Genomic DNA, 24,351 nt, shown 5'->3' with positions numbered 1-24,351 from the left:
CCACAACTGAATAACCCTAAAAATTTCTGGAAAAAGTCATCCCTTGCGCCAGCACTTGACTTTTTTGGAAATTTTAACGAAAACTACTTGTGATGAAAGTAACAATGTATGAAATCATTTATTCTAAGTTTTATGCAACACTAGTGTTTAAGGATATAGAAAAGCTTTACTTGCCTTTCAGCCTCATAGAAACTTAACAGACAACCTTTTCCACACTCACTAAAAAAGCAGAGATTTCTCCCTGCTTTTCTATCTGTTTCAGCGCAGCAATGCGTCAATTGTTTTAGACACAAGTGTCGGCGCAACTTCAAAACTGTACGTTTTCTCAAGACGTTCTGTAAACTTGTGCGAGTCCTTACCGAACGGTCCGATGTCGACTACCGGAAGTCCCAGACTCTGCATCGCATCAAGAGGCAGCTTATACTTCGTACCGAAACCGGGCATGTTTTCCTTCAGTGCATCGATTTCTCCCTTATTCTCTGGAGCAGAAGCATAACTCAGATCCGAGATATATGGGAAGAACTTCTTATATACAAGTGTATAGTCGGATTCCGTTGTGGCCACCGCTTCCGCTACAGCATCCAGGAGATTCTTTTCTTTGTCCGTATCACCTTTGACGTAGATATGGGGATAGTAAGGCGGCGTAAAGTAGACAATGATGACCGGTTCCTGATTCTTCCACATGGTCTGAAGCAGTTCGACTTCCTTCAAAGCGTATTCCCGTTCATCTACCGTATCGTCGATTAGCCATTTTTCTTTCTCGCGGTCCAGAGCCTCAACTGCTTCCTGTCCCTGATCAGTGACTACCTGTTTTTTCAGTTCATTGTACGTCATGACTTTAGGCGCATAGGTGTACGGTTCAAACGTCCGCCCAGTCAGATCACAGTACCGCTCGTACTGCGTGTTCAGGTCATTGATCACTGACTTAAATGCTTCTTCGGCCACTTCCTTCATTTTTTGAAGAACCACATCCGGCGTCTGGCTATGTGTGGCGAAATTATAAAAGGCGTGAGCCGCTTTTGCTGTCTGAACAGAATACTCCGGTTTGAGGTCCTGCTGCTTAAGACTCATCGGCGGCAAGGTACTTTCTCCTTCAACTGTATCTGACAGATCAGTATTTAAGTTGATGCGTCGAGTCAGTTCCGCGACAAGCTGGTTCGGATCCAGTCCCTTGAATGCTTCACCGACATGCGTTTCCTTTCCAACGACATAAAAGGACGGCATAAGCTTCCCGACTGTTCCAATATACACATATTTATTTTCATCACCAGGATACTCGGAAGTCATGTAATCTGTGTTGATCAGTCCAGTCAGATTCAAGTTGTTCTCATCTCTCAGGCGGACGATTTCAGGTACACATGAACGCATACCGGCTGAATTGGCTTCCTCGTCACACACCGCCGCAAACAGGATATTGCCGGAAAAATCATCCAGTCTGCTTTCGATTTCTTCCATTAGAGTCATAATGATCGCATCACCTGTTTTCATATCAAAAAGGCCGCGCCCGAACAGGTAGTCTCCTGACTCCAGATCTTCACGCGCATCTCTTGGCAGAAGCTCCTTACGTTCATGCAGGAGCTCGGTCAGCTCATAAGGCATGTGTGCAAAATTCTTCAGATCGCCATAATCAGAAATACCCACTGTATCTGTATGACCGATCAGGACGACTGTTTTATTATTCTCCAGATCTTTCTTTCCTCTGAGGAGAGCAATCACACTCTTCCTTTCCCATTTGTCATGCGGAACCGGAACAAAAAAGAGATCTTCCGGGTTATCCTGAAAATAATCCATCTGCTGGAAAAACAAGTGGACTTTCTCGGTCACTAACTGCTCCTCGATCGTTTCTGTCACACTGCGCTGTCTTGTTAGGTCTACTGCTATTTCTTCAATTCGTTGAGCTCTGCTTGACATTTAACTGCCTCCAATATATTAAATCTTTCTCTCTGATATTTTCCTAAGTATAGTCCCGAACGAGTCTAATCGCAATCCACTCCGCTGAATGTTTTGTGTCAGTTAATTCTCTTCCAGATGATAAACATAATCTGTAGTCTTATACACCTGATTTTTCTCTATCCTGTTACGTTCGTCTTTTCCAATAGCCTCTTTTTCCCGGGAGAGCTGTTTTCCTCCTGTCGTCTCTTCAATGATTTCAATGGCGTCCTGAGCAACCGTGATTTTGAAGAGTTTCCCTTCTTCGAGTGCTGCCTTCGGTTTTTTCAGTCCAAGTGTCAGCGTGCTCAGAACTATATCTTTTATGGAAAAACGCGGCACTCTATAGGCTGAATAAGTTTTTTCTTCTGTCATGTTATATCTCCTCTTTAACAAAAAAACTGTTAGACACGGTAACAAAGTGAGTATCATCTTTGACTGATCAAACTCGAAAGAAGAGCCCAATTCATGATGAATTGAGCTGCCTCCTTGTCTATCAATTAGTTTTTAGTCATGTTCATAGCAACAGCCACCATCATGCCTACTCCGGTACTGAAAGAATCTTCATCAATCCCGAATTTTGGATGATGATGCGGATATTCCATATCTTTCTCAGCATTCCCTGCTCCTATAAAAGCATAGGTACTGGGGACTAAATCAGAAAAGGCTGAAAAGTCCTCTCCACCCATTGCAAGAGGGAATTCAAAGACCGCATCTCCGAAATGCTCTGTGGCGATAGCTCTGACCTGATCTGTTTTTTCATCATCATTCACAACTGAGCTGTACCCTTTAGAATAAGTATACTCATAGCCGGCTCCGTATACGTCGCACACATTCTTCACGACTGCTTCGATTCGTTCTTCAACCATTTCTCTCGTTTCAGGAGTGATCGAGCGGACGCTTCCACCTAAAACCGCAGTATCCGGAATTATATTTTTGGCTGATCCAGCATGGAAATTTGTCGTTGAGATGACCAGCGAGTCCAGTGGGGACGTTACCCTTGAAACCAGAGCCTGAAGCTGACTGATGATTTGTGCACCGATCAGAACGGGATCTACCGAGTTTTCCGGCTGGGATGCATGTCCACCTTTTCCTTTGATCAGAACATCAAACTGGTCCGAGTTCGCCGTTACCGGCCCATTCAACAGACCGATCTGTCCTGTTGGAATTGGTGTAAACAGATGCTGGCCATAAATAAAGTCCAGGTCATCAAACAGACCCGTTCTTACCATGTCGACCGCTCCCCCGGGCGGCGTTTCTTCAGCATGCTGGAAAATCAAGTAGACTTCTCCATGCAGGTCATCGATCTGGTCGACCAGTACCTTAGCCGCGCCTAAAAGGATCGATGCATGTCCATCATGTCCACACGCATGCATAATATCTTTGTTTTCAGACACAAAGTCGATATCCGTACGCTCTTCGTCTATAGGCAGCGCATCGATATCGGCACGCAAACCAATTTTCTTTCCGGGATTTCCCCCTTTTATAATTCCCAATACACTGGTTTCAGTCGGACGTGTCACCTCTATCTGACCGATTGACTGAAGTTCTTCTTCAATATAAGCACTTGTCCAGTACTCTTCAAATGAAAGTTCCGGATGTTTGTGCATCGTCCGCCTCCAGTTCAATACATCTGCCATGACTTTATCGACTTGTTCGTTCATCATACTCATCCCCAAAATTGTATTTCTCCTACTATATCATACATTCGCCCAGGTCGCTTTTCGTTACAAAAATCATTCCTTACTTTGTCCAGTCTATTCACTGACCGGATAAGCGTAGAACACGAAGCGCTCAGGCGCACTCCCCAGATAATTGAACGGGTAGCAGGTTGATACGACCAGAACTTCCTCTCCCATCTCCCCAACGACCGAGGTATCGTCCGCATCGACGATCGTTGTGTCTCTTATTACGTATGTGTAGTCGCCATAAGGCATTTCTACTATAAATTCGTCACCAATTTCGAGCTCTGCAAAATTGCGGAAGACGGTATCACGATGGCCGGACAGAACGATTTGTTCGCCTTGACCAGGAAAGGCAGTACTCGACATATGCCCCACACCTAAATCCAGCGCATCCGGATCAGTTCCTTCAACTATCCCGATACTCCGGTCGATCTTAGGGACGTGAAGGATCCCGATGGCTTCGTGCTGCTGAGCAGAGAAAGACTCGGCCGGATTCTCGTCATCCGGATCGACTTTTTCACGCATAGTCTGTACCGCCTGTTCAGCTTCCGCCATGGTAACCGACTGCATCTGATTCTGCTGATAAAGCGAGTAGCCAAACCACATCATTAAAGCCACCCCTACTGCTATCAATCCATTTGCCAGCCATTTCATGATACCCCTCCTCGTTATGTAAAAACAGGGAAAAGCGAAGAGAGTCGTTTCCTCTTCGCTTTCCTATTAAATTATGCTTATTTTACCTTATTTTTTCTTGCAAAGAAAGTGCATACCTAAACCAGAGGCCATTCCAACCAGACCGATCAGTCCAATCGTCCAAACCGCAGTAGCTGTCTGAGGCAGTTGCTCTCCGGTTTCATCATCATCTGAATCGACATCTGTATCCGTATCCCCTAAGTCAGATGGATCTGCCGGGTCTGCTGGATCCGCTGGGTCAGTCGGATCTGTCGGATCTGTTGGGTCCGCTGGATCAGTAGGATCTGTCGGATCTGTTGGGTCCGCTGGGTCCGCCGGATCTGCTGGGTCTGCTGGGTCCGCTGGATCAGTCGGATCTGCCGGATCTGCTGGGTCCGCTGGATCAGTCGGATCTGCTGGATCTTCTGAATCCTCATCCTCCACAGCAACAAACACGCCGTAGATTGAGAATCCTGGAACGATAACTGAAATCGTATTGTCTGTTACCTCTCCACCGACATTTTCCCAGATACTCTCTTCTTCATTGTAATAATAGATAGTGACGTCTTCTTCTACAAAATCATTATCAATGCCTAAAGTCAATACGAAATCACCTTCGTAATCTTCTTCTCCTTCAGGTAGGATCAGCTCAACATCAATAATGTCTCCTGCAGCTGTCAACAGTTGCCCTTCTTCATTTACAAGTTCAGGTACAGTTTCTCCATCAAGGATATTGACAATGATCGACGTTCCTAATGGAAGATCACTAGGCATGGTGATTGAAATTAATTGTCCATCAACAACAATAGTCTGTCCTGGTAAAACTTCTACTTCTTCACCTTCATTAATCACTACCGCATCATCTTCGTGATCTACATCTCCCATATCGTTGACCAAAGTAAGATTTCCGAACACTGATGGATCCTGGAAGCCCTGTCCAGTCAGGTCGTTCCAAGCAGCAGCTGCCTGACGAGCACCATCTACTCCATCATTGATCTGCATATCAAAACCAAGCGTGTGTCCTGCTTGGGGGGTGATATATTTCCAAGGAATAGCCATTTCTACAACATAACCGGAACCAAGTACTCGAGCAGCTGAATCGAATCCGTCACTGTATGCACTCGGGTTGAATGTTGCAAAGTTTTCATAGTTGACACGGTACTGACCGACACCATCAATATAGCTCAGTGTTGGCTCACCTGTTTCGTTGATAAATGCTTCTACTGAATCCTGTTCCCAAGGATTCTCTGCCGAAACATCTAGATTACCATCTGCAACTTGGAATAAAACATACAAGTTGTTTTCATCCCATAGCGCACGTCCTGTTCCTATTGCCCCTTGCCATGCTGTCTGGAATCTTGAGATATTCATTACAGGTGCATCATTCCAGATGTCATCAATTTCTGCATTAACAACAGGAGTACCATATACGGCATAACTGCTGTTAGCTTCAATTTCAGCCTCTTCATAATTTTCAAGGAAACCATCTGGATCAACTACTGCATAATAAGCAGGTTTGGCTTGAAGACGCCCGTCAAACAATAACGGGAACCGTTCAGAACGCCAGCTGCTCGCATCATTCAATCCCCAGAATGTGACACGGTTGATTGAATCAGAATGTTCTCTGAAAATCTGGAATAGACGAGCATATACATAGCCTTGACGATTCCATTCAGCTTCAACATATTCATTTTCTGTTAATGTCGTCACGTCCAACTCAGTAATACCGATCTCGATATCAAGCTGTTCGAAACGTTCGATAGATTGTTTGACAAGATCAGGGTTAAGGTTGATGCTATAGTGCCCCTGCATACCGACTCCACTGATCAGCTTACGCTCTTCTTCAGGGTTTTCGGCAGCCCATCTGTCATTAATATCTCTAATCATGTAATACATGGTGCGCGCTTTACCTTGAATATGATCGTTATAATCATTGTAGTAAAGCACCATTTCTGGCATTCCGAGTTCGTCAGCTACTTGTCGGGCATAGCTGAAAGCTTCATATATATAGTCTGGTCCTAATGCACGTAACCAACCAGTATCTCTTAACTGAGATTCCCAGTTTTCAGGATTGCCCCAGTCGCCTGCAAGCGCCTCATTTACTACATCCCAACTATACACACTATCTCCAAAATTAGTCATAACTTCTCTAATGTGTCGCTGCATGTTCGCACGCGCTTCTGCTTCCGGTAAAGGAGAACCGTTAGCATCACTATGCAACCATTCCGGAGACTGCTGATGCCATACTAGGACGTGCCCATGAAGAAGGAATCCTTCCTCTGAGATACGTTCTACCAGACGGTTCTGGTCAGCGAAGTCAAATTCACGGGCTGAGTTATAAGCATAATCAGGCTTCATAGCATTTTCCGTAGTAACTAAATTATGGTGATGGTCTAGGAGCGTCAGACGATCCCCTTCCAATTCAGCCATATTTATAGCATTACCGATCAGGAATTCATCTGCATAAACATCTTTAATCGGCGCAAGATCAAGCTGAACGTCTGCAGGTTCAGAATCAAGTTCAACGAAATTGATGTCATCGATATAGAAGTCAGCAAGGCTTCCTCCGCCGGTTTCAACATATATAGTGACGTAACCACCGCCAAGAGAAGAATAACGGTAGGTTCCTTGAAGGTGTACCCAGCCATCATCAGCACTCATCGTGGTTGAAGCAACCGTATTATAACTAGCTACATCCCCCTGATTCACTTGGGTTGATAGTCTGAACGTTGTAGAGGCTTCTGCATCTGTTTTCACACGGGCAGAAATCTGATACTCTTGACCAAGATTGATGTAGTCCTCGACACGAAGGGCAGGACCATTCCAATCTTGTGTACGTCCAGTTGTCAGCAAACTATACTGTCCGCCTTCTGTATAATTATCTGCATCCGTTACAGTCACTGTTTCGTTATCGCCTCTAGCTGTAAATCCATTTAATTCGCCATTCTCAAAGTCAATAAAAGTGAACACTTCAGCCGCTGGAGCATCTGGATCCGGTACTTCATCTTCCAACGGTGTCTGATTTTCATCCCATTCAACTACAATTTCAGTAATGTAGAATGGTACAGCAGCACCAGCTTCATTAGACTGAGCTCTAAAACGAGTGTAGTCTGGATTATTAAATATAAATGTATCTTCCAGCACAAATTCTTCTCCTGCTACAAAAGCGGTTTGCGCTAATAATGGATAATCCTCTTCGGGAACCTGAAGCCACGCTTCTGCTCCTGATGGAACAGCGACTTCTGAATCGACATAGCCACGAATGGTTACATTATATTCATATCCGTATTCCATACCCATTTCTGCAAAACTGAAGTCAACGCCATTCCAGTTAGCTTCACGGTTACCTACGTACAGTGCTCCCTGACCATCATTAAAACCAGCTTGATGCTGGAATGTCGGACCTGCACTGGTAGCTGCCTGAGTATTTTCTGTGAAATCATTTGAGAAGAGAATAGATAATTCAGATTCCGGGCTGTCTTCATCAGACGCCTCCTCGTCCCCTTTATCTTCTACAGGATCTTCAACATCGTTTCCGTCATCTTCAACTGGATCTTCCGGTGACGTCGGATCGTCTGTATCAGCATCGTCATCTACAGTATCTTCATCATCTGCTGGAGCATCGGTTGTGATCAATACGTTAGTGACCGCAAACTCCATGCCAATTCCAGCTTCATTTGTTTTAATACGAAAAGCTTCATCGTTTTCTCCGAACGCAGTATAACTTGCTTCTAGTTCAAAAATGCCTGTTTCAGCAGTCGGATTGGTCAACCAAGTATATCCGTTAACCGTTTCAATATTCACTGAAGTGTCTTCGGGAATCTCTTCCCCCTCAGCAATGTAACCTGAAACATGGATCGAATATTCCAACCCTTCTTCCAGACCTATTTCATCAAAGGAAATATCGATTCCATCGTAATCATTAACTCTATTAGTCACCCAAACGCCTGATTCAACTTCTCCATTAATCTCAAAGTCATTAAACCATTCGAGCACGGCATCTCCACTTGAGACAAGTGCCGGGTCGGCATCTGGATTTTCTGAAAAATCATTCTCATACACGACGACTTGTTCAGGTTCGCTAGTTGGTTCATTGTCTGTTTCCTGTGCCAAAGCTGTTGTTGCTGTAGCAAAGACGGGTGCGACCAGCAGCGCACTCATCATTCCATTTGCTAATTTAAATTTAGTGCTGTTCTCCATACGTGTCCTCCTTATTTGTTCTGACTATTCGACTGTACGCTCATTATTTATGTAATGAGACAACTAACGAAACAATAGTGATTCCTAAGAATCGTCAGACCTTCTCACCGCCTTCTCCTTAATATCTCAGCGATTATACACTAAGCGCTTACAATAATAATACTATTACTAGAAATCGTTTACAATAGTTAATTTGTTTAAACAACAAATTAACATGAAACTCATACTAAAGTCGCTTTTTTTGTAACATTATTGCAATATAAGTGAGATTTTTGCTACTGTTTGTTTAAAAAAAGCCGCAGCACTAGGCTACGACTTCTCTTATCCATTTATTAACGGCACTTTGCGTGTGCACGCCGCTTAAACGGTTTGTGTATTTGCCTTTATAAAAAAGGAGAACGGTAGGCGTCGACTGGATAGTAAAGGCTTCAGCCCAGTCCGGGTTGTCGATGGTTTTAACTTCCGCAATAATAATAGATTCGTCAGATGCCTCTCTGACCTGTTCCAAGCTATGAGCCATTGCCTGACAGGTCCCGCAGAAATCACTAGTGAACTGGACAAGGACAATTGGAGCTGACTGAATTGTCTCGTAAAAATTTTCTTCATTTAATGTGATCGGCATAGTCAGTCCATCTTCTCTTTCTGTTTAGTCAGGTCACTTTTCTTTACGGTAATTCCTGATCCAAGATACGTTTCATTTTCGCTGTCGGGATTTCTTCTGACTGTAAAATGTTCGGGCACTTTATCCACTCCGCCTTTTACAAATGGGTTACATCTGAGAATACGCGCCATTCCCATAACGGACCCTTTAGCGGCTCCATGTTTTTCAAGTGCCTGAACGGTATAGTGTGAACACGTCGGGTAATAGCGGCAACTTGGCTGAAATAGCGGGGATATGACTTTCTGATAGGTTCTAACCAATGCGAGCAGCAGTTTTTTCATGTGTACGCTCTCCTTTTATCTATCTTCACTGGTAGTATAGCAAAAACACTTACTTTTTAAAAGTCCCCTTCTCTATTCCAATATAAAAAAAGCTACCCTGACCAGTTCAGCCAGGGTAGTGAGAATGTAATTATTCTGCTTCCAGAATGTCGTCTACTGTTCGGGTCACATAACGTGCCCCTTTGATTTTAGTATAGAGCGGATCACCTTTGACGGTGAACATATCTTGTGCAATGATCTGTTCCATTGCTGTCTGAACGTCTTCCTTAGTCAGACCTGTTCTCGGCTGATCTACTGCGATGACTCGGTTTTTACCTTCTCCTGTTTCAAAACGCAATTCTAGTTTCATACTCATAGGTGTGCCTCCTGTTTTGTTTTAGTTGATTATAGTGAGTAGCGGTATTCTTCTATGACAAGTGTATGTGAGACAGGCAGATCCGTTACTGAATCAAGGGCCTGAGTGAATGCTGTGACTTGTTCTTCAGATAGAGACTGATGAGCCCCGGAAAAACTTCTGCGGACGAGCTTTTCATTCTCAACATCTTCCAGAAATACATCGACTTTGCTTGCGGACCAGATTTTATTCATTATTGTTTCCTCCTTAGTTGATTGTGTAAGGTGATCACTGCTTACACTAGTAATAACGAAAGAAGAGTCAGAAGTGTTACCTTGAAAATAAAAAATCTCAAGTCAGCTGATAGGCCGGCTCAAGATTTTTCAACTTATTCAAATTTTATCGAGATTTTAATCGATGACAAGCATATTCTGATCGTCGAACTCCCATGTGTTAGCATAAGCTAGTTCCCAGTAGTAGCCGTCAGGGTCAGAAAAATATCCGCTGTATCAGGCGTGCTGAATCCAATTTCTTTATAAAATGCAAGGGACTTTCTCAAGTCTTTGACTCCTAGGCAAATCAAATTGATACGATTCATCTGAATTCTCCTTTTTCGATTAACTGATTCACTTCCTGGTAACAGAAACACCCGGTCAGATGGTCATTGACCAGGCCAGCTGACTGCATATAGGCATAGCAGATAGTCGGACCCACAAAACCGAATCCATCCTTCTTCATCTGCCGGCTCATCCTACGGCTTTCTACTGTCTGCGCTGGCACCTCACTAAGGTCAGTCCAGTGATTGATGATCGGCTGATGGTCCACAAAACTCCAGATATAGGAAGAAAAAGAGCCATATTGTTCAACGACAGCCTGATACGCTTTTGCATTTTTCACGACACTTCTTATTTTCAGCCGGTTCCGAATGATTCCTTCGTTCTGAATCAGCTCCTCGATTTTTTCATCTGAATAGTCGGCAATGGTGGATGGATCGAACTGGTCGAAGGCTTCTCTATACTGCATGCGTCGTTTCAGAATCGTCAGCCAGCTCAACCCGGCCTGAGCCCCTTCCAGGCAGAGCAGCTCAAATAACTCCCTGTCATCTTTCATAGGCCGTCCCCACTCATAATCATGGTAGTCGAGGTAGACCTGATCTTCAGTCACCCAGCCACATCTCTCCATGCTTACTCCCCCGTCAGTCTTATAATGATACTTTTTTTACTCTTCTGTCTTCTTCGTTATTATAACGTAAACGCGAACAGCTATGGGACTCAAAATCTCCGTTCCAGTCTGATTTTATTCAACGAACTGGAATCTGTATGATCATTTTCTCTCTATTCAGTCCTTGAACTGACAAGAGGTGTCTTCCTGATCTTTTAGTTCAAAATACGAAAAAATCCCAATGAACATCAGGTAGATAATCAGCGTCAGTATATACGCAATGAATGTAAACAATCTGAACCCTGTACCGATCATGACCACTTCGACAAGCATCGTCAGGATCAGAGGAATCGTTATTTTTGCTACATCCGCTTTGAATCCATTTTTAATTTCTTCCCAGCTCCGGTCCTCTTCTTCATCCTGATCACCAAAATAATAGTCCGATGCAGCCTCTCCAATTTCCCAGGCACCATACGCCAACAGAATAAAGGCAAACAAGCCGTCATCATTAATGTGTAAGAAGAGAGAGACGACACCTGCTACAAATAAAACTGTACCGGTTACTGCCGTCTTCATTGTCTCTCTATTCATAAAATCCTTCTCCTTTTCAAAACTTGATTCATTATATATAATAAAGTATAGAGTTACTCTATAGTCAAGGGGGAAATTTTATATGGTCAAACAATCCGCTTACATCACTACTGGGCGTTTTGCCAGATTAGTGGGTGTGTCTAAGCATACACTCTTCTTTTATGATGAAAAAGGCTTGTTCAAACCAGCCTATGTTAAAGAAAATGGCTACCGGTATTACTCACTGAAGCAAGTTGAAACCTTCTCAGTCATTTCCGCTCTCAAAGAAATCGGCGTCCCGCTTAATAACATTAGGGATTTCCTTGACAACCGATCGCCCGAACGTTTTTCACAGCTGCTTTCAAAAGAAGCAAATGCTCTGCAGAAAAAAATTGCTCGGCTGAATCGTCTGGAACAAGCTATGAGAGAAAAGAAACGTGTTACAGACGAAACCCTCGCCAGTTTGTCTTCCGGGTTCCAAATTGAATCGTTCTCTGCCCGGCATATGCTGACTACCAGGATCGACAACGTTCTGGATACGCGTTCCTATTACCAAGCTTATACAACACATTATGCCTCTTTAGATAAGAAGACCGCTCAGACCACTTTTCTGGAAGGGCTAATCGTTCCCGTCGAGGAAGTCAGCCAGGAATCAGAAAACTACAGCGGATTTTTATATACCGAAGTCTCAGATCAGTCTTTGTGTAACTTCATTTTACCCGGGGGACAGTACCTGACCGGATACTTCAAGGGAGGCGATGACGATGTACTCAAGGGTTATGCCTCGATGCTGGTCCATGCAGAAAAGGAACAGCTCATAGTTGGCTCTCACTTCGTGGAAGACCTTGCACTCGACGAACTGTCTTTCAAAAAATATGACGATTACGTTTATAAATTGTCTCTTCTATTGAAAGAGTCCTAAGCTGACAGCCTTGAAAGTCGGATGCTGATCGCCTTCTCAACTGACTCATTTAATCAAAAAACGCCAGCACCCTCACGATAATGCGAGGAGCTGGCGTATTGATTATAGACTGAAGAGTTTTGAGTTAGCCTGTTCGGTTTTTCTTATTCAGGTGATGACTGAGTATTCATGAAACGTTCCAGGAATTCTTTCAGGCGAGGTGCCTGTGGGTTGTACAGAATTTCTGACGGCGGGCCATCTTCGATGATTTTCCCTCCATCAAAGAACGCGATACGGTCAGCCACTTCTTTGGCAAAGTCCATCTCATGGGTAATCAGAAGGATGGAAGTATCCCCCTGGTCGGCAATGTCCTTGATGACATCAAGCACTTCACCGACAAGTTCAGGATCCAGCGCAGAAGTCGGCTCATCAAAGATCAGCACTTTAGGGTCCATGACCAATGCACGGGCAATTGCCACACGCTGCTTTTGCCCACCGGAAAGCTGTGCAGGGTAGGTATCTGCCTTATCCAGCAGTCCCACTTTGTCAAGCATGTCCTCTGCAGATTTTTTTGCTTCCTTTTTATCTCTCCCCTGAACAGTCACAGGAGCTTCCATTACATTTTCTAGAACGGTCATGTGCGGGAAAAGATGGAAGTGCTGGAAGACCATTCCAATGTTTGAACGGACTTTTCTCAAGTGGTCCGTACTCGCTGGTTTCAGATCACCATTATCATCCTGTTCGTGCCACAGGTAATCACCTTCGACTTCGATCGTTCCGTCAGTGATTTCCTCTAGCGTCATCAGCAATCGGGCAAAGGTTGTTTTACCTGAACCAGATGGACCGATCAGCGCCACTTTTTCTCCCGGCTGGATTTCAAAATCGATGCCGTCCAGTACCTGAAGATCATCGAAGTATTTAGTTACATTGTTATATCTTACAATTGGTTCACTCATTCTTCTTCTCCTTCCATTAATAACGTTCGGTTACTCGTATTTCCAGCTGTCTAAGCGCGACGGAGGCTGGATAACTGAGCAGCAGGAAGAGTACCCCTACAATAGTCAGTGGTTCTGTGTATCTGAATGTGCTTGCTCCTATATTCTGAGCGGTCTGAAGTATTTCTACTAAGGTAATGGCCGACAGAAGCGGGGTTTCCTTGAACATCGTAATAAAGTAGTTCCCGATGACCGGCAATACAGGCGGTATAGCCTGCGGCAGGATAATACGTGTCCATGTTTTTCTTGTATCAAAGTTAAGTGCAGTTGCCACTTCCCATTGACCCGGTCCTACTGATTCTATCCCACTTCTGTAGACCTCTGAAAGGTAAGTACTGTAGTGCAGCCCCAGACCGATAACACCCGCCGTGAATGGCTCAAGTGAAAGTCCAAATTGCGGAAAGACATAAAAGATGAAATACAGCTGAACCAGCAGAGGTGTATTTCTGATGAATTTCACAATTCCATCAGCTACATTAGATATGATTTTATTATTCGACCGAATCAGGAGTGTCCATATTAGTCCAACAACTAACGCTAATACAAAGCCAACTAGTGTAGCACTGATCGTCACCCACAAGGCAGAAGCGATATCCGGTAAGACTTCGAAGGCATAATTCCAATCCCACATAATCTCTTACATCCTCCCTTCTGTCATTTTGCGCTCCAACATTTTCATTCCTTTTGTCATAGGCCAAGCTATAACAAAATAGATCACGAGCAGTGCAGTGAATATCTGTGTGGTCTGCAGCGTTGTTGCATTCAGTACATTTGCCTGATATGTCAAATCAGTCAATGTAATTAGCGCCACTAGGGAAGTACTTTTGAACAGCTCAATCAGCTGGTTCCCCAGATTCGGCAACATCATGATAAATGCCTGAGGGATAATGATTCGTCTCATGCGCTGTACGCGAGTGAAGTTAAGTGCAATACTTGCTTCCGTCTGACCTTCATCAACTGACTGGATCCCACTTCGTACAACTTCTGATGTATAGGCTCCGTAGTTCAAACCTATCGCCAGAACAGCAGCAGTCAGTGCAGACATCCTCAGCCCAAACATAGGTAAAACAAAATAGATCCAGAACAACTGGACCAGCAGCGACGTCCCCCTAAACACTTCGACATATATTGCTACAATGAATCGTATAAATTTATTCTTAGAAAGTCTCATCAGCCCGCCTATAAACCCAAGCACTAATGCCAGGATAGCAGCAAGAACAGTCGTCAGCAGTGTGATGACCAGTCCTTGGCCGAGCAGTGAAACAATCAGCTCCCAAAAACTCATGAATGTCCACTCCTTTTCGTCCTCATCTTGTTTCTTCTATATTATAATGCGTCTTCAACAGTTGCATCTCCCGGAAGATCTTCTTCAGTGAATCCGAACTGTTCAATGATTTCAAGCAGCTCCCCGGATTCTTTTAGATTTTCCAGTTCTTCATTGAACGCATTAATGAAATCTTCATCGGTATCTCTAAATACTGTTGCTCCATAGTTGATGACTTCCTCACCATCGATCACCGGCTGAGTAAAGTCTTCCACACGTTCGATTGAGTCATCAGCTGCTGTATCCAGAATCGATTGCAGAGACGGTCCGGTCGCTGTAATGACATCTGCACGGCCAGCCTGAAGTGCGGCAAGCGCTGACGGCATATCCGGCACGGTAACGATCCGTCCCTCAGGTACTCCGACATCCAGCAGAAAGTCGTACTCTACCGTTCCAGAAGGCACAGCAACGATGGCATCATCATTTTCAGCAATGTCTTCGTATGAGTGCAGATCTAAAGGATTTCCAGCTTCAACTGCAATAGCCTGTCCGATCGTGTACTCCGGATTCGCAAACTGAACATGATCAGCTGAAGCACGTCCTGGAGTAATGAACATTCCTGCTGTTACCATGTCAAATCTCTCAGCCTGGAGTCCTGGTATTAATGACGCGAATTCAGTCAGCACGCCATTCATTTCTGTGACGCCGAGATTTTCCATAATCTGTCGGGCAATTTCTACAGATGAGCCTGTCAGTTCTCCTTCAGCTGTCTGATAGGCATAAGGCTGCTCATTTGCAAAACCAACTGTAACTTCTCCTTCGCGCTTCACGCGCTCAAGAGTTGTTTCATCTTCATCTGCACCGAAGAGCTGACACCCACTCAATATTGTTGCGGTAGAAAGAGCTACTATTGACAGCAAACCTTTTCTTCTAATTCCTTTCATTCCCTCTTTCCTCCTGTTCTTTGATTACTCTTTTCGATTCTCACTGTAAATTGTACTGATTTCTTATCAGAATCCTCGTCTGCCCCGCCTGATACTGTATGATAGAACAGTAAAATGATGATTAATTTCCAGACACAGATTTAGCCATTTTTACGTGAGACACATATCTACATTAACAAAGTTAATTTATAAAGGTCAAATTAAACGGATGGTGACAAGTTTAAGTTGGAAATGGTAAATATTTTTCAAAAAAAGGTAAATTTAAAACAATTTTGTCATTTCTAATCAAATTCTTAGAATTGTTTGATTACGGGTTTAGTAAACGATAACATTTCTTCTCATAAAGTGCTGTAAAGGCGTATGGTTTTACACTACTAAATTGTTTTGGTACATTGAATAGTGGAGCGTAGGCAGAAGACAACACTTGCTTTCTGTCAGCGACGTATTATCGTCAAAGTTTAAAACAAATTAAAATACAAGGAGGACAACTTGTTGACTACTAAGGTAGAAATACAGAATCTGACGAAAATTTTCGGAAAGAAAGAACGTCAGGCACTTGAATTAGTAAAGAAGGGTCATTCAAAAGAAGACATTCTTGAAAAGACAGGCGCAACCGTTGGTGTAAATAAAGCCAGCTTTAAAGTAGAACAAGGTGAAATATTTGTCATTATGGGATTATCCGGTAGTGGTAAATCTACACTGGTTCGTATGCTGAACAGACTGATCGAACCGACTGAAGGCAACATCCTGATCGATGGGGATGACATTGCTAAGATGGATAAAGAGCAATTAAGAAAAGTCCGTCGTGAAAAAGTATCTATGGTATTCCAGAACTTTGGATTATTCCCGCACCGTACAATTTTGGAAAATACTGAGTATGGACTGGAAGTTCAGGGAGTAGACAAGGCAGAACGTCAGGAGAAAGCTGAACGTGCCCTGGATAATGCCGGTCTTCTTCCATATAAGAACCAGCGTCCTAATCAGTTATCTGGCGGGATGCAGCAGCGTGTCGGACTGGCACGTGCGCTTGCAAATGATCCTGAAATCCTGCTTATGGACGAAGCGTTCTCAGCACTTGACCCGTTGATCAGACGTGACATGCAGGATGAACTGCTTGAAATGCAGGACACGATGCACAAAACGATTATTTTCATTACACATGACTTAAATGAATCGCTGCGAATCGGTGACCGCATTGCCATCATGAAAGACGGTGAAGTCGTGCAAGTAGGAACAGGCGAAGAGATCCTGACGAATCCTGCCAACGAATATGTTGAACGTTTCGTTGAAGATGTCGACCGTTCTAAAGTTCTGACAGCAGAAAACATCATGGAACGCCCTCAAACTCTTCGTATCAAGCAGAGTGGCCCGCGTGTGGCTATGCAGCGTATGAAGGCTGATAATTTGTCCAGCATGCTTGTTGTCGATAAAAACAATGTGCTGAAAGGCTACGTCACGGATGAAGATGTTCTGGAGGCAGTAAAACAGGACAAGAAAGATCTGCAGGAAATCGTCCGCACGGATATTCCTAAAGTTCATAAAGAAACTTTGATTCATGAATTATACGATGTCATTCATAATAGTCAGACTCCAGTCGCCATTGTTGATGGAGAAGACAAGCTGCTTGGTATCGTTATCCGAGGACTCGTCCTTGGTGCATTAGTGAAAGAGCGAGAGGAGGAAACAGTAGATGAACAATAGTATATTAGACCAGATCCCCCGTTTACCCGTATCGGAATGGATGGCCAATATCATCACCTGGCTGACACAGAACCTGTCTTGGTTCTTTGGAGCAATTCGTGACGGTGGCGCATGGCTGATGGATGGCATTACAGATCTGCTTCTATTTATCCCGCCGCTCCTATTCATCGTCCTGCTTGTGGCTTTGGCATACTTTGCTGGCCGCAAAAAACTCGGACTGCCTGTTTTTACACTATTGGGACTACTTTACATCCATAACCAGGGATTATGGGATCCATTAATGTACACGATCACGCTTGTGCTCGTTGCCAGTCTGCTTTCCATACTGATCGGTGTGCCTGTTGGAATCTGGATGGCCAAGAGCCGGACAGCCAACTGGATCATTACCCCAATTCTTGACTTTATGCAGACAATGCCGGCATTCGTATACCTTATTCCAGCCGTTGCGTTTTTCGGAATCGGTATGGTACCCGGTGTATTCTCAGCTGTTATTTTCGCTCTGCCCCCAACTGTCCGCTTCACGAACCTGGGTATCCGTCAGGTCCCTGATGAAATGATCGAAGCAGCAGAATCATTTGGTAGTACCGGATCACAGCGTCTGTTCAAAGTTGAACTGCCTCTGGCTAAACCGACTATTATGGCAGGAATAAACCAGACTGTACTGCTTGCACTCTCAATGGTTGTTATTGCCTCAATGATCGGAGCGCCTGGATTAGGTGAACGCGTCATCAATGCTCTCCAGCGTGCCCAAGTTGGGCCTGGATTCGTTGCCGGATTTGCTTTAGTGGTACTGGCAATCATTCTAGACCGCGTACTGCAAGGCTTCAATAAATCAGATAATTAAGCAAACACAGTACAATAAATACACTCAAAACTATGAAGGAGAGATTTATTTTGGATATGACATGGAAAAAGTTTGGACTAACAGCAGCATCTGCATCAGTATTATTTTTAGCAGCATGTGAAGATAATGGCGACACTGCAGACAACGGTGAAGAAATTGAAACAGTTGTCGATGGTGATGAAATTACTTTATCTTATGTAAGCTGGGATTCAGAGATTGCTTCAACACACGTCGTTGGAGAAGTACTTGAAGATTTGGGATACGACGTTACTTTGACAGCTCTTGACAATGCAATCATGTGGGAAGCAGTCGCTTCTGGAGACGCAGACGCAATGGTTGCTGCATGGCTGCCTGGTACTCACCAAGCACAATTTGATGAGTATTCAGACAGAATGGAACACCTAGGAACAAACCTTGAAGGGGCCGTAATTGGATTAGTCGTTCCTGAATATATGGATGTTGATTCTATTGCTGATCTTTCAGATGAAGCGGGTCAGACAATTACAGGAATCGAAGCAGGTGCTGGTGTTGTCGCTGCAGCTGAGCAAGCTTTAGAGGATTACGAAAATCTTGACGGATGGAACGTACAGACATCTTCTTCAGGTGCAATGGTCCAGGAACTGACTACTGCATACCAGAATGAGGATGAAATTATCGTAACTGGATGGTCTCCTCACTGGAAGTTCTCTTCTTATGACTTGAAATATCTTGAAGATCCAGAAGGTTCTTTCGGAGAAGCTGAAACAATCGATACTTTTGTACGTGAAGGGCTATCTGAAGACCTACCAGAAGCTTATCAGTTACTTGATAATTTCTACTGGGAAACAGACCACATGGAAGAAGTCATGCTTGAAATCCAGGAAGGTGCAGAACCTGAAGATGCTGCCCGCAACTGGGTCGACAACAATTCGGATCTTGTATCTGAATGGACTGAAGGAATCGGCGAATAATCTGATCCTTTAACCTTGTATCTGATGTAATGCGCAATTAAAGGCAGGTAATAAACGGGCTGACCGTTTATTACCTGCCTTTTTCCTGTTTTTAATTCGTTCCTAAATAATCCAATGCATAACGGACGTGCAGTTCAGTCGCATAAGCCAGACCTCTTTCATCTATATCGAATTGCTCATGATGATGGCCGTACCAGGTATCCGGATCATCCAGATTCCTGGTCCCTACCCGGGCATAAACTCCTGGGGCTTCTGCCAGGAAATCAGCAAAGTCATCTGCCCCTAGACTTTTCGGCTGACTGGTGATGACCCGCTCTGCACCGACGATATCTGCAGCAACCCTTGCCGCACGTGCTGCCGGCTCTTCAGCATTGATAAGTGGTGCTGCAGCATCATAGTTTTCAAACGTAATCGAGGCCCTGTGGGATTCAGCCACATGCTTTGCAACGCGCTCAACTGCTTCCAGTACAAACTGTCTCGTATCATGACTGAATGTACGCACGGTTCCTTCCAGTTCAGCGTGATTAGCTACAATATTATAGCGTGTCCCTGCATTCAATACCCCGACCGCGACCACGGCGTTATCCAGAGGGCTAATCTCCCTTCCTACGATACTTTGAAGTTCAACGGTTATGGCAGCCGCAGCCAACAAGGCATCCACTCCTTTGTCAGGCTGAGCAACATGTGCACTTTTTCCCTGAACATTGATCTTGAATATATCACATGACGCGTTCCTCGCTCCAGGAACGGATACGATACTGCCGACCGGGACACTGGAATCCAAATGAAGACCGAATACCTGATCAGTGTTTTCAACGAATCCCCCTTTAACAAACTGACGGGCACCTGCCCCTATTTCTTCAGCCTGCTGAAAAGCCAATTTGACTGTTCCGGAAAAGTGGGCTGCCTGTTTTTTAAGGATTTTCGCTGCGCCAAGAAGGGCTGCCGTATGTCCGTCATGACCACACGCATGATGTAGCCCAGGATTTTTCGATTTGTACGGCTTCTCTTTGGCGTCTTCCAACTCCAGCGCATCGATGTCCGCACGGAGAAGAATGGTTTTTCCTGGCCCTTTCTGCCCTGTAATCGTTCCGATTGCACCTGTTTCTCCTACTGATTCGTATGGGACACCAAGTTTATCCAGCTCTTCTTTGATTCGTCTGATCGTTTCATACTCTTTTAAGCTCGCCTCAGGATACTGGTGGAAGTAGCGTCTCAGTGCGATGACCTCATCTGCTCCGGCCTGCACGTCTTCTCTGATTGATGTTTCCGTTAATACACTGCTCATTTTTATTCTTCCTTTCACTCATTAAGGTAACGGTTTTCAACACGCTCGTAAACTTTTCAGATTAATCCCAGGCAGGTACGGAAAAGCCTTTGGATGTTTCTTCAATGACTTCTTTGGTGTCTTCCGCCTGATAGGCTTCATCTACTTTCTGATAAGCTTCATTATCGGCATCTTCTTCTCTTGCAACAATGATATTGACGTAAGGATCGGACTGCTCATTAACCGGATCCAGTAAGTTTATAGTTCGTCCCAGAGTACTTTTTCCGGCTCCGCTGTATCCGACGATGCCATAAATATCGCCCTTTTCGACGGTCAACGATACATCCTGAACCGCCTTTACAGTCTGTTTTCTATCCTCAAAAGTCACGTCTATATTTTTCAGCTCAATCATCTGTCTCCCCCTCTTTATTTCAAAAAAAACGTCCGTCCCCAAGACCAGGTTAAACTAATCTTAAGGACGGACGAAAAGCCCGTGTTACCACCTTGATTCAAACCAGCCTTACGACTGATTCCTTTAAAAGCACCCCATGAAGGCGATGCTTCGGCGCTGTAGTGGGCGCACCCATGGCAGCCTTATGTCTGATGTTCTGTTCATCCGACACTCGGTACCCTGCTTCGAGTCCATTTTCCACTTGCTCAAGCAAACCTGCTCTCACCCGCCCAGGCTCTCTGTTGTTGCTGTCTTGTAAGTGTACTTTACTCTTCATTGCAGTATATAGCTATTTAATTGTATAAAAAAACGTCCTTAAAAAAATCTTAATCCAAAGACTTTTTTAAGGACGACTCATAATTAATGATTATCGTGTTACCACCTTATTTTGCATGACCGTCTCCAGTCATGCCTCTGCCAGTGCACAGGGCGTCAGTATTGATTCACTACTCCTGTAGACTGCGTCACTATAACGGGTGAACCCGTAGCACGCTTACCCGACCGGGATCACCTGCTCCAATTCCAAGACCATTTTCCATTTATTCTTTCTTACCTGCTCCCACCACTACAGGCTCTCTGAGAAGATGTCCTAAATGTACTTTTCTTTTCACACTGTTTTCTTCTGTTATTCTCATTTTCAAGAACTTGATTATTACTATACTTACTTCAGAATACTTTGTCAAATCTTTTTTGAATTTTTATTTTTTTATTTTTTCCTTTAGTCAGCAGTTTCGGAGCCGTTGCATAAATCGCCGCTGCACCAAGTGGCGCTGTGATGATGATAGATAGGACAGCCAAGGCAGTTATGGTCAAACCTTCGAGAAAGCAAGGAATACTGCTAATTTTCAAGGCGATTGTTCCAACCTGCTTGATTTGATCTTTTTTAATACCCAAGCCGGCTCTCAGCAGGATGACGATCAGAGCAAAGGTTCGTATATCCTGAGAGACGGTCAAAAGATCGCTGTCCAGCCAGTTCAGGACATATGGTCCTAAAGCCATTCCGACAAGAAGCATCCCGATCAACGGCGGCAGTTTAGTACTGGAGACAAGTTTCCCTCCTATGTATCCAAATAATAATAGCAATCCAGTTCCCGTAAGCATACTTACCTTCTCCCGCTTATGTACGAGAAGAGAGTGACCTCTTCTCTTTCTTCTCTTTAGTGAATCGTCCCACCCGTTTCTTTCATATCCTCTTTACCATGATACATGACGATCGCTTCGATTCCCACAGTCAATGCCCGGATAATATCTTCAAGATGCATAGACGGCAGATTCGGCTTGTCTACGACCTGTTCCGGGATGAAGGGAACATGGACGAATCCCCCGGTCTTTTCTGGAAAGTCCTTTTCGATGATGTGGAGCATCTGATACATGATGTGATTGCAGACAAACGTTCCGGCACTGTTTGACACACTCGCCGGCACACCGGCCTGCCTCATTTTCTCTACCATGGCTTTGATAGGAAGCGTGCTGAAATAAGCTGCCGGTCCATCTGGCTGAATCGGTTCGTCGATCGGCTGATTGCTCTTATTATCTGGAATTCGGGCATCGTCTATATTGATTGCTACACGTTCGGGCGTAACACTGTAACGTCCTCCAGCCTGTCCGACACAGAGAATTACATCCGGATCAGTCTCTTCAATTTTTTCCCTGAGAACTTCTGAAGAGTTATGAAACACGGTCGGCAGCTCCATAGTGATGATTTCAGCTCCTGCAATTTCCGAATCCAATCGACTGACGGCTTCATATGCCGGATTTATCTTCTCTCCTCCAAAAGGATCAAATCCCGTCACTAAAATTTTCATATCATCTTTCCTTTCTATTTTCTGATTACCCTGATAGCTAATATCCTCTTAGTGTAAGCCTATATTATTTTTCATCCTGGTTATACACTTTTTTTGTTCAAACTCGTCGACCGGCACGTCTGGTTCTGTTCACGACTCTAGAAACGTCAAAAAGACAGCCGGCAATCGCGTCAGCTGTCTCCCCTTTTTGCCTGATCAATAAAGCGTACGTCTATCCGGATCGATACGTTTCCATTGAACCGTTGTATCCATATTTTCCAGTTTAACTACCTGTGTACACTGATACGTTCGGTACCATGACTTGATGTTAGGCGTCATGCTGTTGATGACACGCTCAATGTTTGCCCCTTTAGGTGTATTCCAGTTTTCCGGAAAAGATAAATTGATGACTGCTTTCCCCTGCTGATGGACTACATTGTATTTCCCTTTCAAGAACCCGGCTTCTCCTGAAGGAACGATCTTGAACTCCCCGTAAATCGGTCGGCCTTCTTTGACTTCCTGATGATTAGGGAATGCCGGATCGAAGGTTACTTCTACAGGATTAGTTTCGTGATCCACGGTGATACGCTTAAGTTTATATAAATCATTTTTCGTTGTTTCATAAAGATAGGTATTATGTTCACCTCTAGCAATGCCATCCTCATCGATCTGTACCTGTTCCAGAGTATATCTTCCAGCTTCATTAAAATTCGTAACGACCGAATCAGTCGAGAATTCAACATAATAACGCGCCTGAAAGTCTTTGGGAAAAGCAAAGGGATCGACTTCGACTACCTGTCCGTCGATAGACAGGAAAATTTCAGTATCTCTTTTTCTGGCGAAGTCAAAATTATACAGGAAGAAAAGAGGCATAGAGTGAGGCTCCTGGATATGATTCCCTACAGACGGGAGCCAGGTCAATGGTTTAGTGTCCTTGTCAACTCTTTCATCGACATAGAGCACGATACGGCGCCCCAATTTGTCGTTGAAAACAAAGCCGGCATCCAGCTGACCGTTGGCATGTTCAAAATAGCCTTCATCAAACTCCACAGTGTACCGTTCCTTTAGACCTTTACCGCCTATAGACAAGATCTCTTCGTCTTCAGAAATAGTCAACGTATCCTGTACATATGAGTCTCTGTATCCATCAGTACGCCAGGCAAGAACTCTGAACCCTTCCCCCCATGGTTCTCCGCTAATATAATGAAGTTCGAAGGCCTCATATTCACTATCCGGATTTTTATGAAAATGAATCATAGCCATTTTTTTGATGGGTGATAATTTGAATCTAAATGGTACGTATGCTTTACCTTTTTTCATTCTTTCACCTTCTTTAAAAGTATCTAGTTTTAGTTCAGCTTATAGTTTTCCATTTATCAATCTGATAGAGATGATTTAATGATACACTATTTTTTAGTATCTGTAAGCAATTTTGACTGAAAGAATAACATTTTTGAAAGTGTTCTCATATTATAAAAAGAAACAGGCTGTCCACATTGACGCTTTATGGACAGCCCTCAGACTTTATTTTATTAAGAGGTAACAGAAACAACAGTGTATGTGGTATCAGCTAAAGCTTCTTTGAGCTTCTCTTCAGATACTTCCGTCCCGGAAACGATTTCTGCTTCTTTGGTATCCAGTTTTACTTGTACTTCCTGAACCCCTTCGACCTGTGTGAATGCAGCTTTTACTGAATTCGCACAGCCATTGCAGTTCATGCCTTCTACTATTGCTGTATATTTCATAAATAATCTCTC

At 44.0% G+C, this 24,351-nt stretch carries 24 protein-coding genes, 3 pseudogenes and 1 other annotated feature; of the genes and pseudogenes, 3 read left to right on the top strand and 24 right to left on the bottom strand.

All coding sequences use genetic code 11. From position 1 onward, the window contains the following. Positions 1-258: 258 nt before the first annotated feature. From BLR76_RS05520 to BLR76_RS05465, 12 genes are all read right to left on the bottom strand, one after another. The gene (locus BLR76_RS05520; protein WP_091266500.1) at positions 259-1,911 is read right to left on the bottom strand and encodes a M20/M25/M40 family metallo-hydrolase; all 1,653 of its coding nucleotides are present in this window, start codon (positions 1,909-1,911) and stop codon (positions 259-261) included. Positions 1,912-2,013: 102 nt separating this feature from the next. Next, complete coding sequence (locus tag BLR76_RS05515; RefSeq protein ID WP_091266497.1) at positions 2,014-2,304, bottom strand: hypothetical protein; 291 nt, start codon at positions 2,302-2,304, stop codon at positions 2,014-2,016. 125 nt (positions 2,305-2,429) lie between these two features. After that, a complete protein-coding gene (locus BLR76_RS05510) occupies positions 2,430-3,602 on the bottom strand; it encodes a M20 metallopeptidase family protein (RefSeq protein WP_176759621.1) in 1,173 nt (390 codons plus the stop codon). Between the two features lie 84 nt (positions 3,603-3,686). Continuing rightward, positions 3,687-4,268: a class D sortase gene (locus BLR76_RS05505; protein ID WP_091266496.1), complete on the bottom strand. Its 582-nt coding sequence runs from the start codon at positions 4,266-4,268 to the stop codon at positions 3,687-3,689. Between the two features lie 87 nt (positions 4,269-4,355). Continuing rightward, complete coding sequence (locus BLR76_RS05500; protein ID WP_091266493.1) at positions 4,356-8,486, bottom strand: endo-1,4-beta-xylanase; 4,131 nt, start codon at positions 8,484-8,486, stop codon at positions 4,356-4,358. 304 nt (positions 8,487-8,790) lie between these two features. Then, positions 8,791-9,108: a thioredoxin family protein gene (locus BLR76_RS05495; RefSeq protein WP_091266490.1), complete on the bottom strand. Its 318-nt coding sequence runs from the start codon at positions 9,106-9,108 to the stop codon at positions 8,791-8,793. 2 nt (positions 9,109-9,110) lie between these two features. After that, positions 9,111-9,428: a membrane protein insertion efficiency factor YidD gene (gene yidD, locus BLR76_RS05490; RefSeq protein WP_091266486.1), complete on the bottom strand. Its 318-nt coding sequence runs from the start codon at positions 9,426-9,428 to the stop codon at positions 9,111-9,113. Positions 9,429-9,558: 130 nt separating this feature from the next. Then, on the bottom strand, positions 9,559-9,783 hold the full coding sequence (locus tag BLR76_RS05485; protein WP_091266484.1) for a DUF2922 domain-containing protein: 225 nt from the start codon (positions 9,781-9,783) through the stop codon (positions 9,559-9,561). Between the two features lie 29 nt (positions 9,784-9,812). Then, the gene (locus tag BLR76_RS05480; protein ID WP_091266482.1) at positions 9,813-10,016 is read right to left on the bottom strand and encodes a DUF1659 domain-containing protein; all 204 of its coding nucleotides are present in this window, start codon (positions 10,014-10,016) and stop codon (positions 9,813-9,815) included. A gap of 209 nt (positions 10,017-10,225) precedes the next feature. Then, a complete protein-coding gene (locus BLR76_RS05475) occupies positions 10,226-10,360 on the bottom strand; it encodes a VOC family protein (RefSeq protein WP_425425710.1) in 135 nt (44 codons plus the stop codon). Continuing rightward, positions 10,357-10,944, bottom strand: a complete 588-nt coding sequence (locus BLR76_RS05470; protein ID WP_091266480.1) for a DNA-3-methyladenine glycosylase I — start codon at positions 10,942-10,944, stop codon at positions 10,357-10,359. The genes BLR76_RS05475 and BLR76_RS05470 overlap by 4 nt, the downstream gene beginning before the upstream one ends. 156 nt (positions 10,945-11,100) lie before the next feature. Further along, the gene (locus BLR76_RS05465; protein ID WP_091266478.1) at positions 11,101-11,514 is read right to left on the bottom strand and encodes a hypothetical protein; all 414 of its coding nucleotides are present in this window, start codon (positions 11,512-11,514) and stop codon (positions 11,101-11,103) included. An 82-nt stretch (positions 11,515-11,596) separates the two neighbouring features. On the opposite strand from BLR76_RS05465, the gene BLR76_RS05460 reads away from it, so the two are divergent. Beyond that, entirely contained in the window at positions 11,597-12,415 is an 819-nt protein-coding gene (locus BLR76_RS05460; protein ID WP_091266475.1) for a MerR family transcriptional regulator, read from the top strand. Between the two features lie 143 nt (positions 12,416-12,558). Here BLR76_RS05460 and ehuA read toward each other — a convergent pair whose 3' ends face one another. The 4 genes from ehuA to ehuB are packed head-to-tail and all read right to left on the bottom strand — an operon-like array spanning position 12,559 to position 15,597. Then, a complete protein-coding gene (gene ehuA, locus BLR76_RS05455; RefSeq protein ID WP_091266473.1) occupies positions 12,559-13,350 on the bottom strand; it encodes an ectoine/hydroxyectoine ABC transporter ATP-binding protein EhuA in 792 nt (263 codons plus the stop codon). Between the two features lie 16 nt (positions 13,351-13,366). Beyond that, the gene (gene ehuD / locus BLR76_RS05450; protein WP_091266470.1) at positions 13,367-14,020 is read right to left on the bottom strand and encodes an ectoine/hydroxyectoine ABC transporter permease subunit EhuD; all 654 of its coding nucleotides are present in this window, start codon (positions 14,018-14,020) and stop codon (positions 13,367-13,369) included. A gap of 6 nt (positions 14,021-14,026) precedes the next feature. After that, positions 14,027-14,674: an ectoine/hydroxyectoine ABC transporter permease subunit EhuC gene (gene ehuC, locus BLR76_RS05445; RefSeq protein WP_091266467.1), complete on the bottom strand. Its 648-nt coding sequence runs from the start codon at positions 14,672-14,674 to the stop codon at positions 14,027-14,029. A gap of 41 nt (positions 14,675-14,715) precedes the next feature. Continuing rightward, positions 14,716-15,597 (bottom strand): ectoine/hydroxyectoine ABC transporter substrate-binding protein EhuB, encoded by an 882-nt coding sequence (ehuB, locus tag BLR76_RS05440; protein ID WP_091266465.1) that lies wholly within the window; start codon positions 15,595-15,597, stop codon positions 14,716-14,718. A gap of 492 nt (positions 15,598-16,089) precedes the next feature. Here ehuB and BLR76_RS05435 point away from each other — a divergent pair, with 492 nt between their 5' ends. Both BLR76_RS05435 and BLR76_RS12355 read left to right on the top strand, forming a co-directional pair. Further along, positions 16,090-17,298 (top strand): quaternary amine ABC transporter ATP-binding protein, encoded by a 1,209-nt coding sequence (locus BLR76_RS05435; RefSeq protein WP_091266463.1) that lies wholly within the window; start codon positions 16,090-16,092, stop codon positions 17,296-17,298. Continuing rightward, a pseudogene (locus tag BLR76_RS12355) lies at positions 17,288-19,092 on the top strand (ABC transporter permease/substrate binding protein). Before BLR76_RS05435 ends, BLR76_RS12355 begins: the two are co-directional and overlap by 11 nt. A gap of 91 nt (positions 19,093-19,183) precedes the next feature. Here BLR76_RS12355 and BLR76_RS05420 read toward each other — a convergent pair. From BLR76_RS05420 to BLR76_RS05390, 8 genes and pseudogenes are all read right to left on the bottom strand, one after another. Further along, positions 19,184-20,380, bottom strand: coding sequence for an amidohydrolase (locus BLR76_RS05420; protein ID WP_091266458.1), 1,197 nt, complete (start codon positions 20,378-20,380; stop codon positions 19,184-19,186). A 61-nt stretch (positions 20,381-20,441) separates the two neighbouring features. Next, a pseudogene (locus tag BLR76_RS12465) lies at positions 20,442-20,612 on the bottom strand (MetQ/NlpA family ABC transporter substrate-binding protein); the annotation flags it as partial. Between the two features lie 6 nt (positions 20,613-20,618). After that, a pseudogene (locus BLR76_RS12460) lies at positions 20,619-20,771 on the bottom strand (ATP-binding cassette domain-containing protein); the annotation flags it as partial. Between the two features lie 97 nt (positions 20,772-20,868). Beyond that, complete coding sequence (locus tag BLR76_RS05410; RefSeq protein ID WP_091266454.1) at positions 20,869-21,087, bottom strand: hypothetical protein; 219 nt, start codon at positions 21,085-21,087, stop codon at positions 20,869-20,871. A gap of 65 nt (positions 21,088-21,152) precedes the next feature. Then, positions 21,153-21,429 (bottom strand) — a binding site (T-box leader). Positions 21,430-21,476: 47 nt separating this feature from the next. Then, positions 21,477-21,911, bottom strand: coding sequence for a cation:proton antiporter domain-containing protein (locus BLR76_RS05405; RefSeq protein ID WP_091266451.1), 435 nt, complete (start codon positions 21,909-21,911; stop codon positions 21,477-21,479). A 56-nt stretch (positions 21,912-21,967) separates the two neighbouring features. Further along, on the bottom strand, positions 21,968-22,615 hold the full coding sequence (gene pcp, locus BLR76_RS05400; RefSeq protein ID WP_091266448.1) for a pyroglutamyl-peptidase I: 648 nt from the start codon (positions 22,613-22,615) through the stop codon (positions 21,968-21,970). Between the two features lie 195 nt (positions 22,616-22,810). Beyond that, positions 22,811-23,914: a hypothetical protein gene (locus BLR76_RS05395; RefSeq protein ID WP_091266445.1), complete on the bottom strand. Its 1,104-nt coding sequence runs from the start codon at positions 23,912-23,914 to the stop codon at positions 22,811-22,813. Between the two features lie 212 nt (positions 23,915-24,126). Continuing rightward, positions 24,127-24,339, bottom strand: coding sequence for a heavy-metal-associated domain-containing protein (locus BLR76_RS05390; RefSeq protein ID WP_091266442.1), 213 nt, complete (start codon positions 24,337-24,339; stop codon positions 24,127-24,129). Positions 24,340-24,351 lie beyond the last annotated feature (12 nt).

This window comes from Alkalibacterium thalassium (assembly GCF_900101165.1).
Lineage (GTDB): Bacteria > Bacillota > Bacilli > Lactobacillales > Carnobacteriaceae_A > Alkalibacterium > Alkalibacterium indicireducens.
Note: the sequence above shows the minus strand (reverse complement) of the source record. Positions and strands in the feature narration are given on the sequence as shown.

Bases quoted from the DNA above. Each gene is read 5' to 3' on its own strand.
- BLR76_RS05495 (WP_091266490.1), bottom strand. From the start codon at position 9,108: ATGCCGATCACATTAAATGAAGAAAATTTTTACGAGACAATTCAGTCA.
- BLR76_RS05460 (WP_091266475.1), top strand. From the start codon at position 11,597: ATGGTCAAACAATCCGCTTACATCACTACTGGGCGTTTTGCCAGATTA.
- ehuA (WP_091266473.1), bottom strand. From the start codon at position 13,350: ATGAGTGAACCAATTGTAAGATATAACAATGTAACTAAATACTTCGAT.
- ehuD (WP_091266470.1), bottom strand. From the start codon at position 14,020: ATGTGGGATTGGAATTATGCCTTCGAAGTCTTACCGGATATCGCTTCT.
- BLR76_RS05500 (WP_091266493.1), bottom strand. From the start codon at position 8,486: ATGGAGAACAGCACTAAATTTAAATTAGCAAATGGAATGATGAGTGCG.
- BLR76_RS05405 (WP_091266451.1), bottom strand. From the start codon at position 21,911: ATGCTTACGGGAACTGGATTGCTATTATTATTTGGATACATAGGAGGG.
- ehuC (WP_091266467.1), bottom strand. From the start codon at position 14,674: ATGAGTTTTTGGGAGCTGATTGTTTCACTGCTCGGCCAAGGACTGGTC.
- BLR76_RS05475 (WP_425425710.1), bottom strand. From the start codon at position 10,360: ATGAATCGTATCAATTTGATTTGCCTAGGAGTCAAAGACTTGAGAAAG.
- yidD (WP_091266486.1), bottom strand. From the start codon at position 9,428: ATGAAAAAACTGCTGCTCGCATTGGTTAGAACCTATCAGAAAGTCATA.
- BLR76_RS05470 (WP_091266480.1), bottom strand. From the start codon at position 10,944: ATGGAGAGATGTGGCTGGGTGACTGAAGATCAGGTCTACCTCGACTAC.
- BLR76_RS05420 (WP_091266458.1), bottom strand. From the start codon at position 20,380: ATGAGCAGTGTATTAACGGAAACATCAATCAGAGAAGACGTGCAGGCC.
- ehuB (WP_091266465.1), bottom strand. From the start codon at position 15,597: ATGAAAGGAATTAGAAGAAAAGGTTTGCTGTCAATAGTAGCTCTTTCT.
- BLR76_RS05410 (WP_091266454.1), bottom strand. From the start codon at position 21,087: ATGAAGAGTAAAGTACACTTACAAGACAGCAACAACAGAGAGCCTGGG.
- BLR76_RS05485 (WP_091266484.1), bottom strand. From the start codon at position 9,783: ATGAGTATGAAACTAGAATTGCGTTTTGAAACAGGAGAAGGTAAAAAC.
- BLR76_RS05395 (WP_091266445.1), bottom strand. From the start codon at position 23,914: ATGAAAAAAGGTAAAGCATACGTACCATTTAGATTCAAATTATCACCC.
- BLR76_RS05390 (WP_091266442.1), bottom strand. From the start codon at position 24,339: ATGAAATATACAGCAATAGTAGAAGGCATGAACTGCAATGGCTGTGCG.
- BLR76_RS05505 (WP_091266496.1), bottom strand. From the start codon at position 4,268: ATGAAATGGCTGGCAAATGGATTGATAGCAGTAGGGGTGGCTTTAATG.
- BLR76_RS05480 (WP_091266482.1), bottom strand. From the start codon at position 10,016: ATGAATAAAATCTGGTCCGCAAGCAAAGTCGATGTATTTCTGGAAGAT.
- BLR76_RS05465 (WP_091266478.1), bottom strand. From the start codon at position 11,514: ATGAATAGAGAGACAATGAAGACGGCAGTAACCGGTACAGTTTTATTT.
- BLR76_RS05515 (WP_091266497.1), bottom strand. From the start codon at position 2,304: ATGACAGAAGAAAAAACTTATTCAGCCTATAGAGTGCCGCGTTTTTCC.
- pcp (WP_091266448.1), bottom strand. From the start codon at position 22,615: ATGAAAATTTTAGTGACGGGATTTGATCCTTTTGGAGGAGAGAAGATA.
- BLR76_RS05520 (WP_091266500.1), bottom strand. From the start codon at position 1,911: ATGTCAAGCAGAGCTCAACGAATTGAAGAAATAGCAGTAGACCTAACA.
- BLR76_RS05510 (WP_176759621.1), bottom strand. From the start codon at position 3,602: ATGAGTATGATGAACGAACAAGTCGATAAAGTCATGGCAGATGTATTG.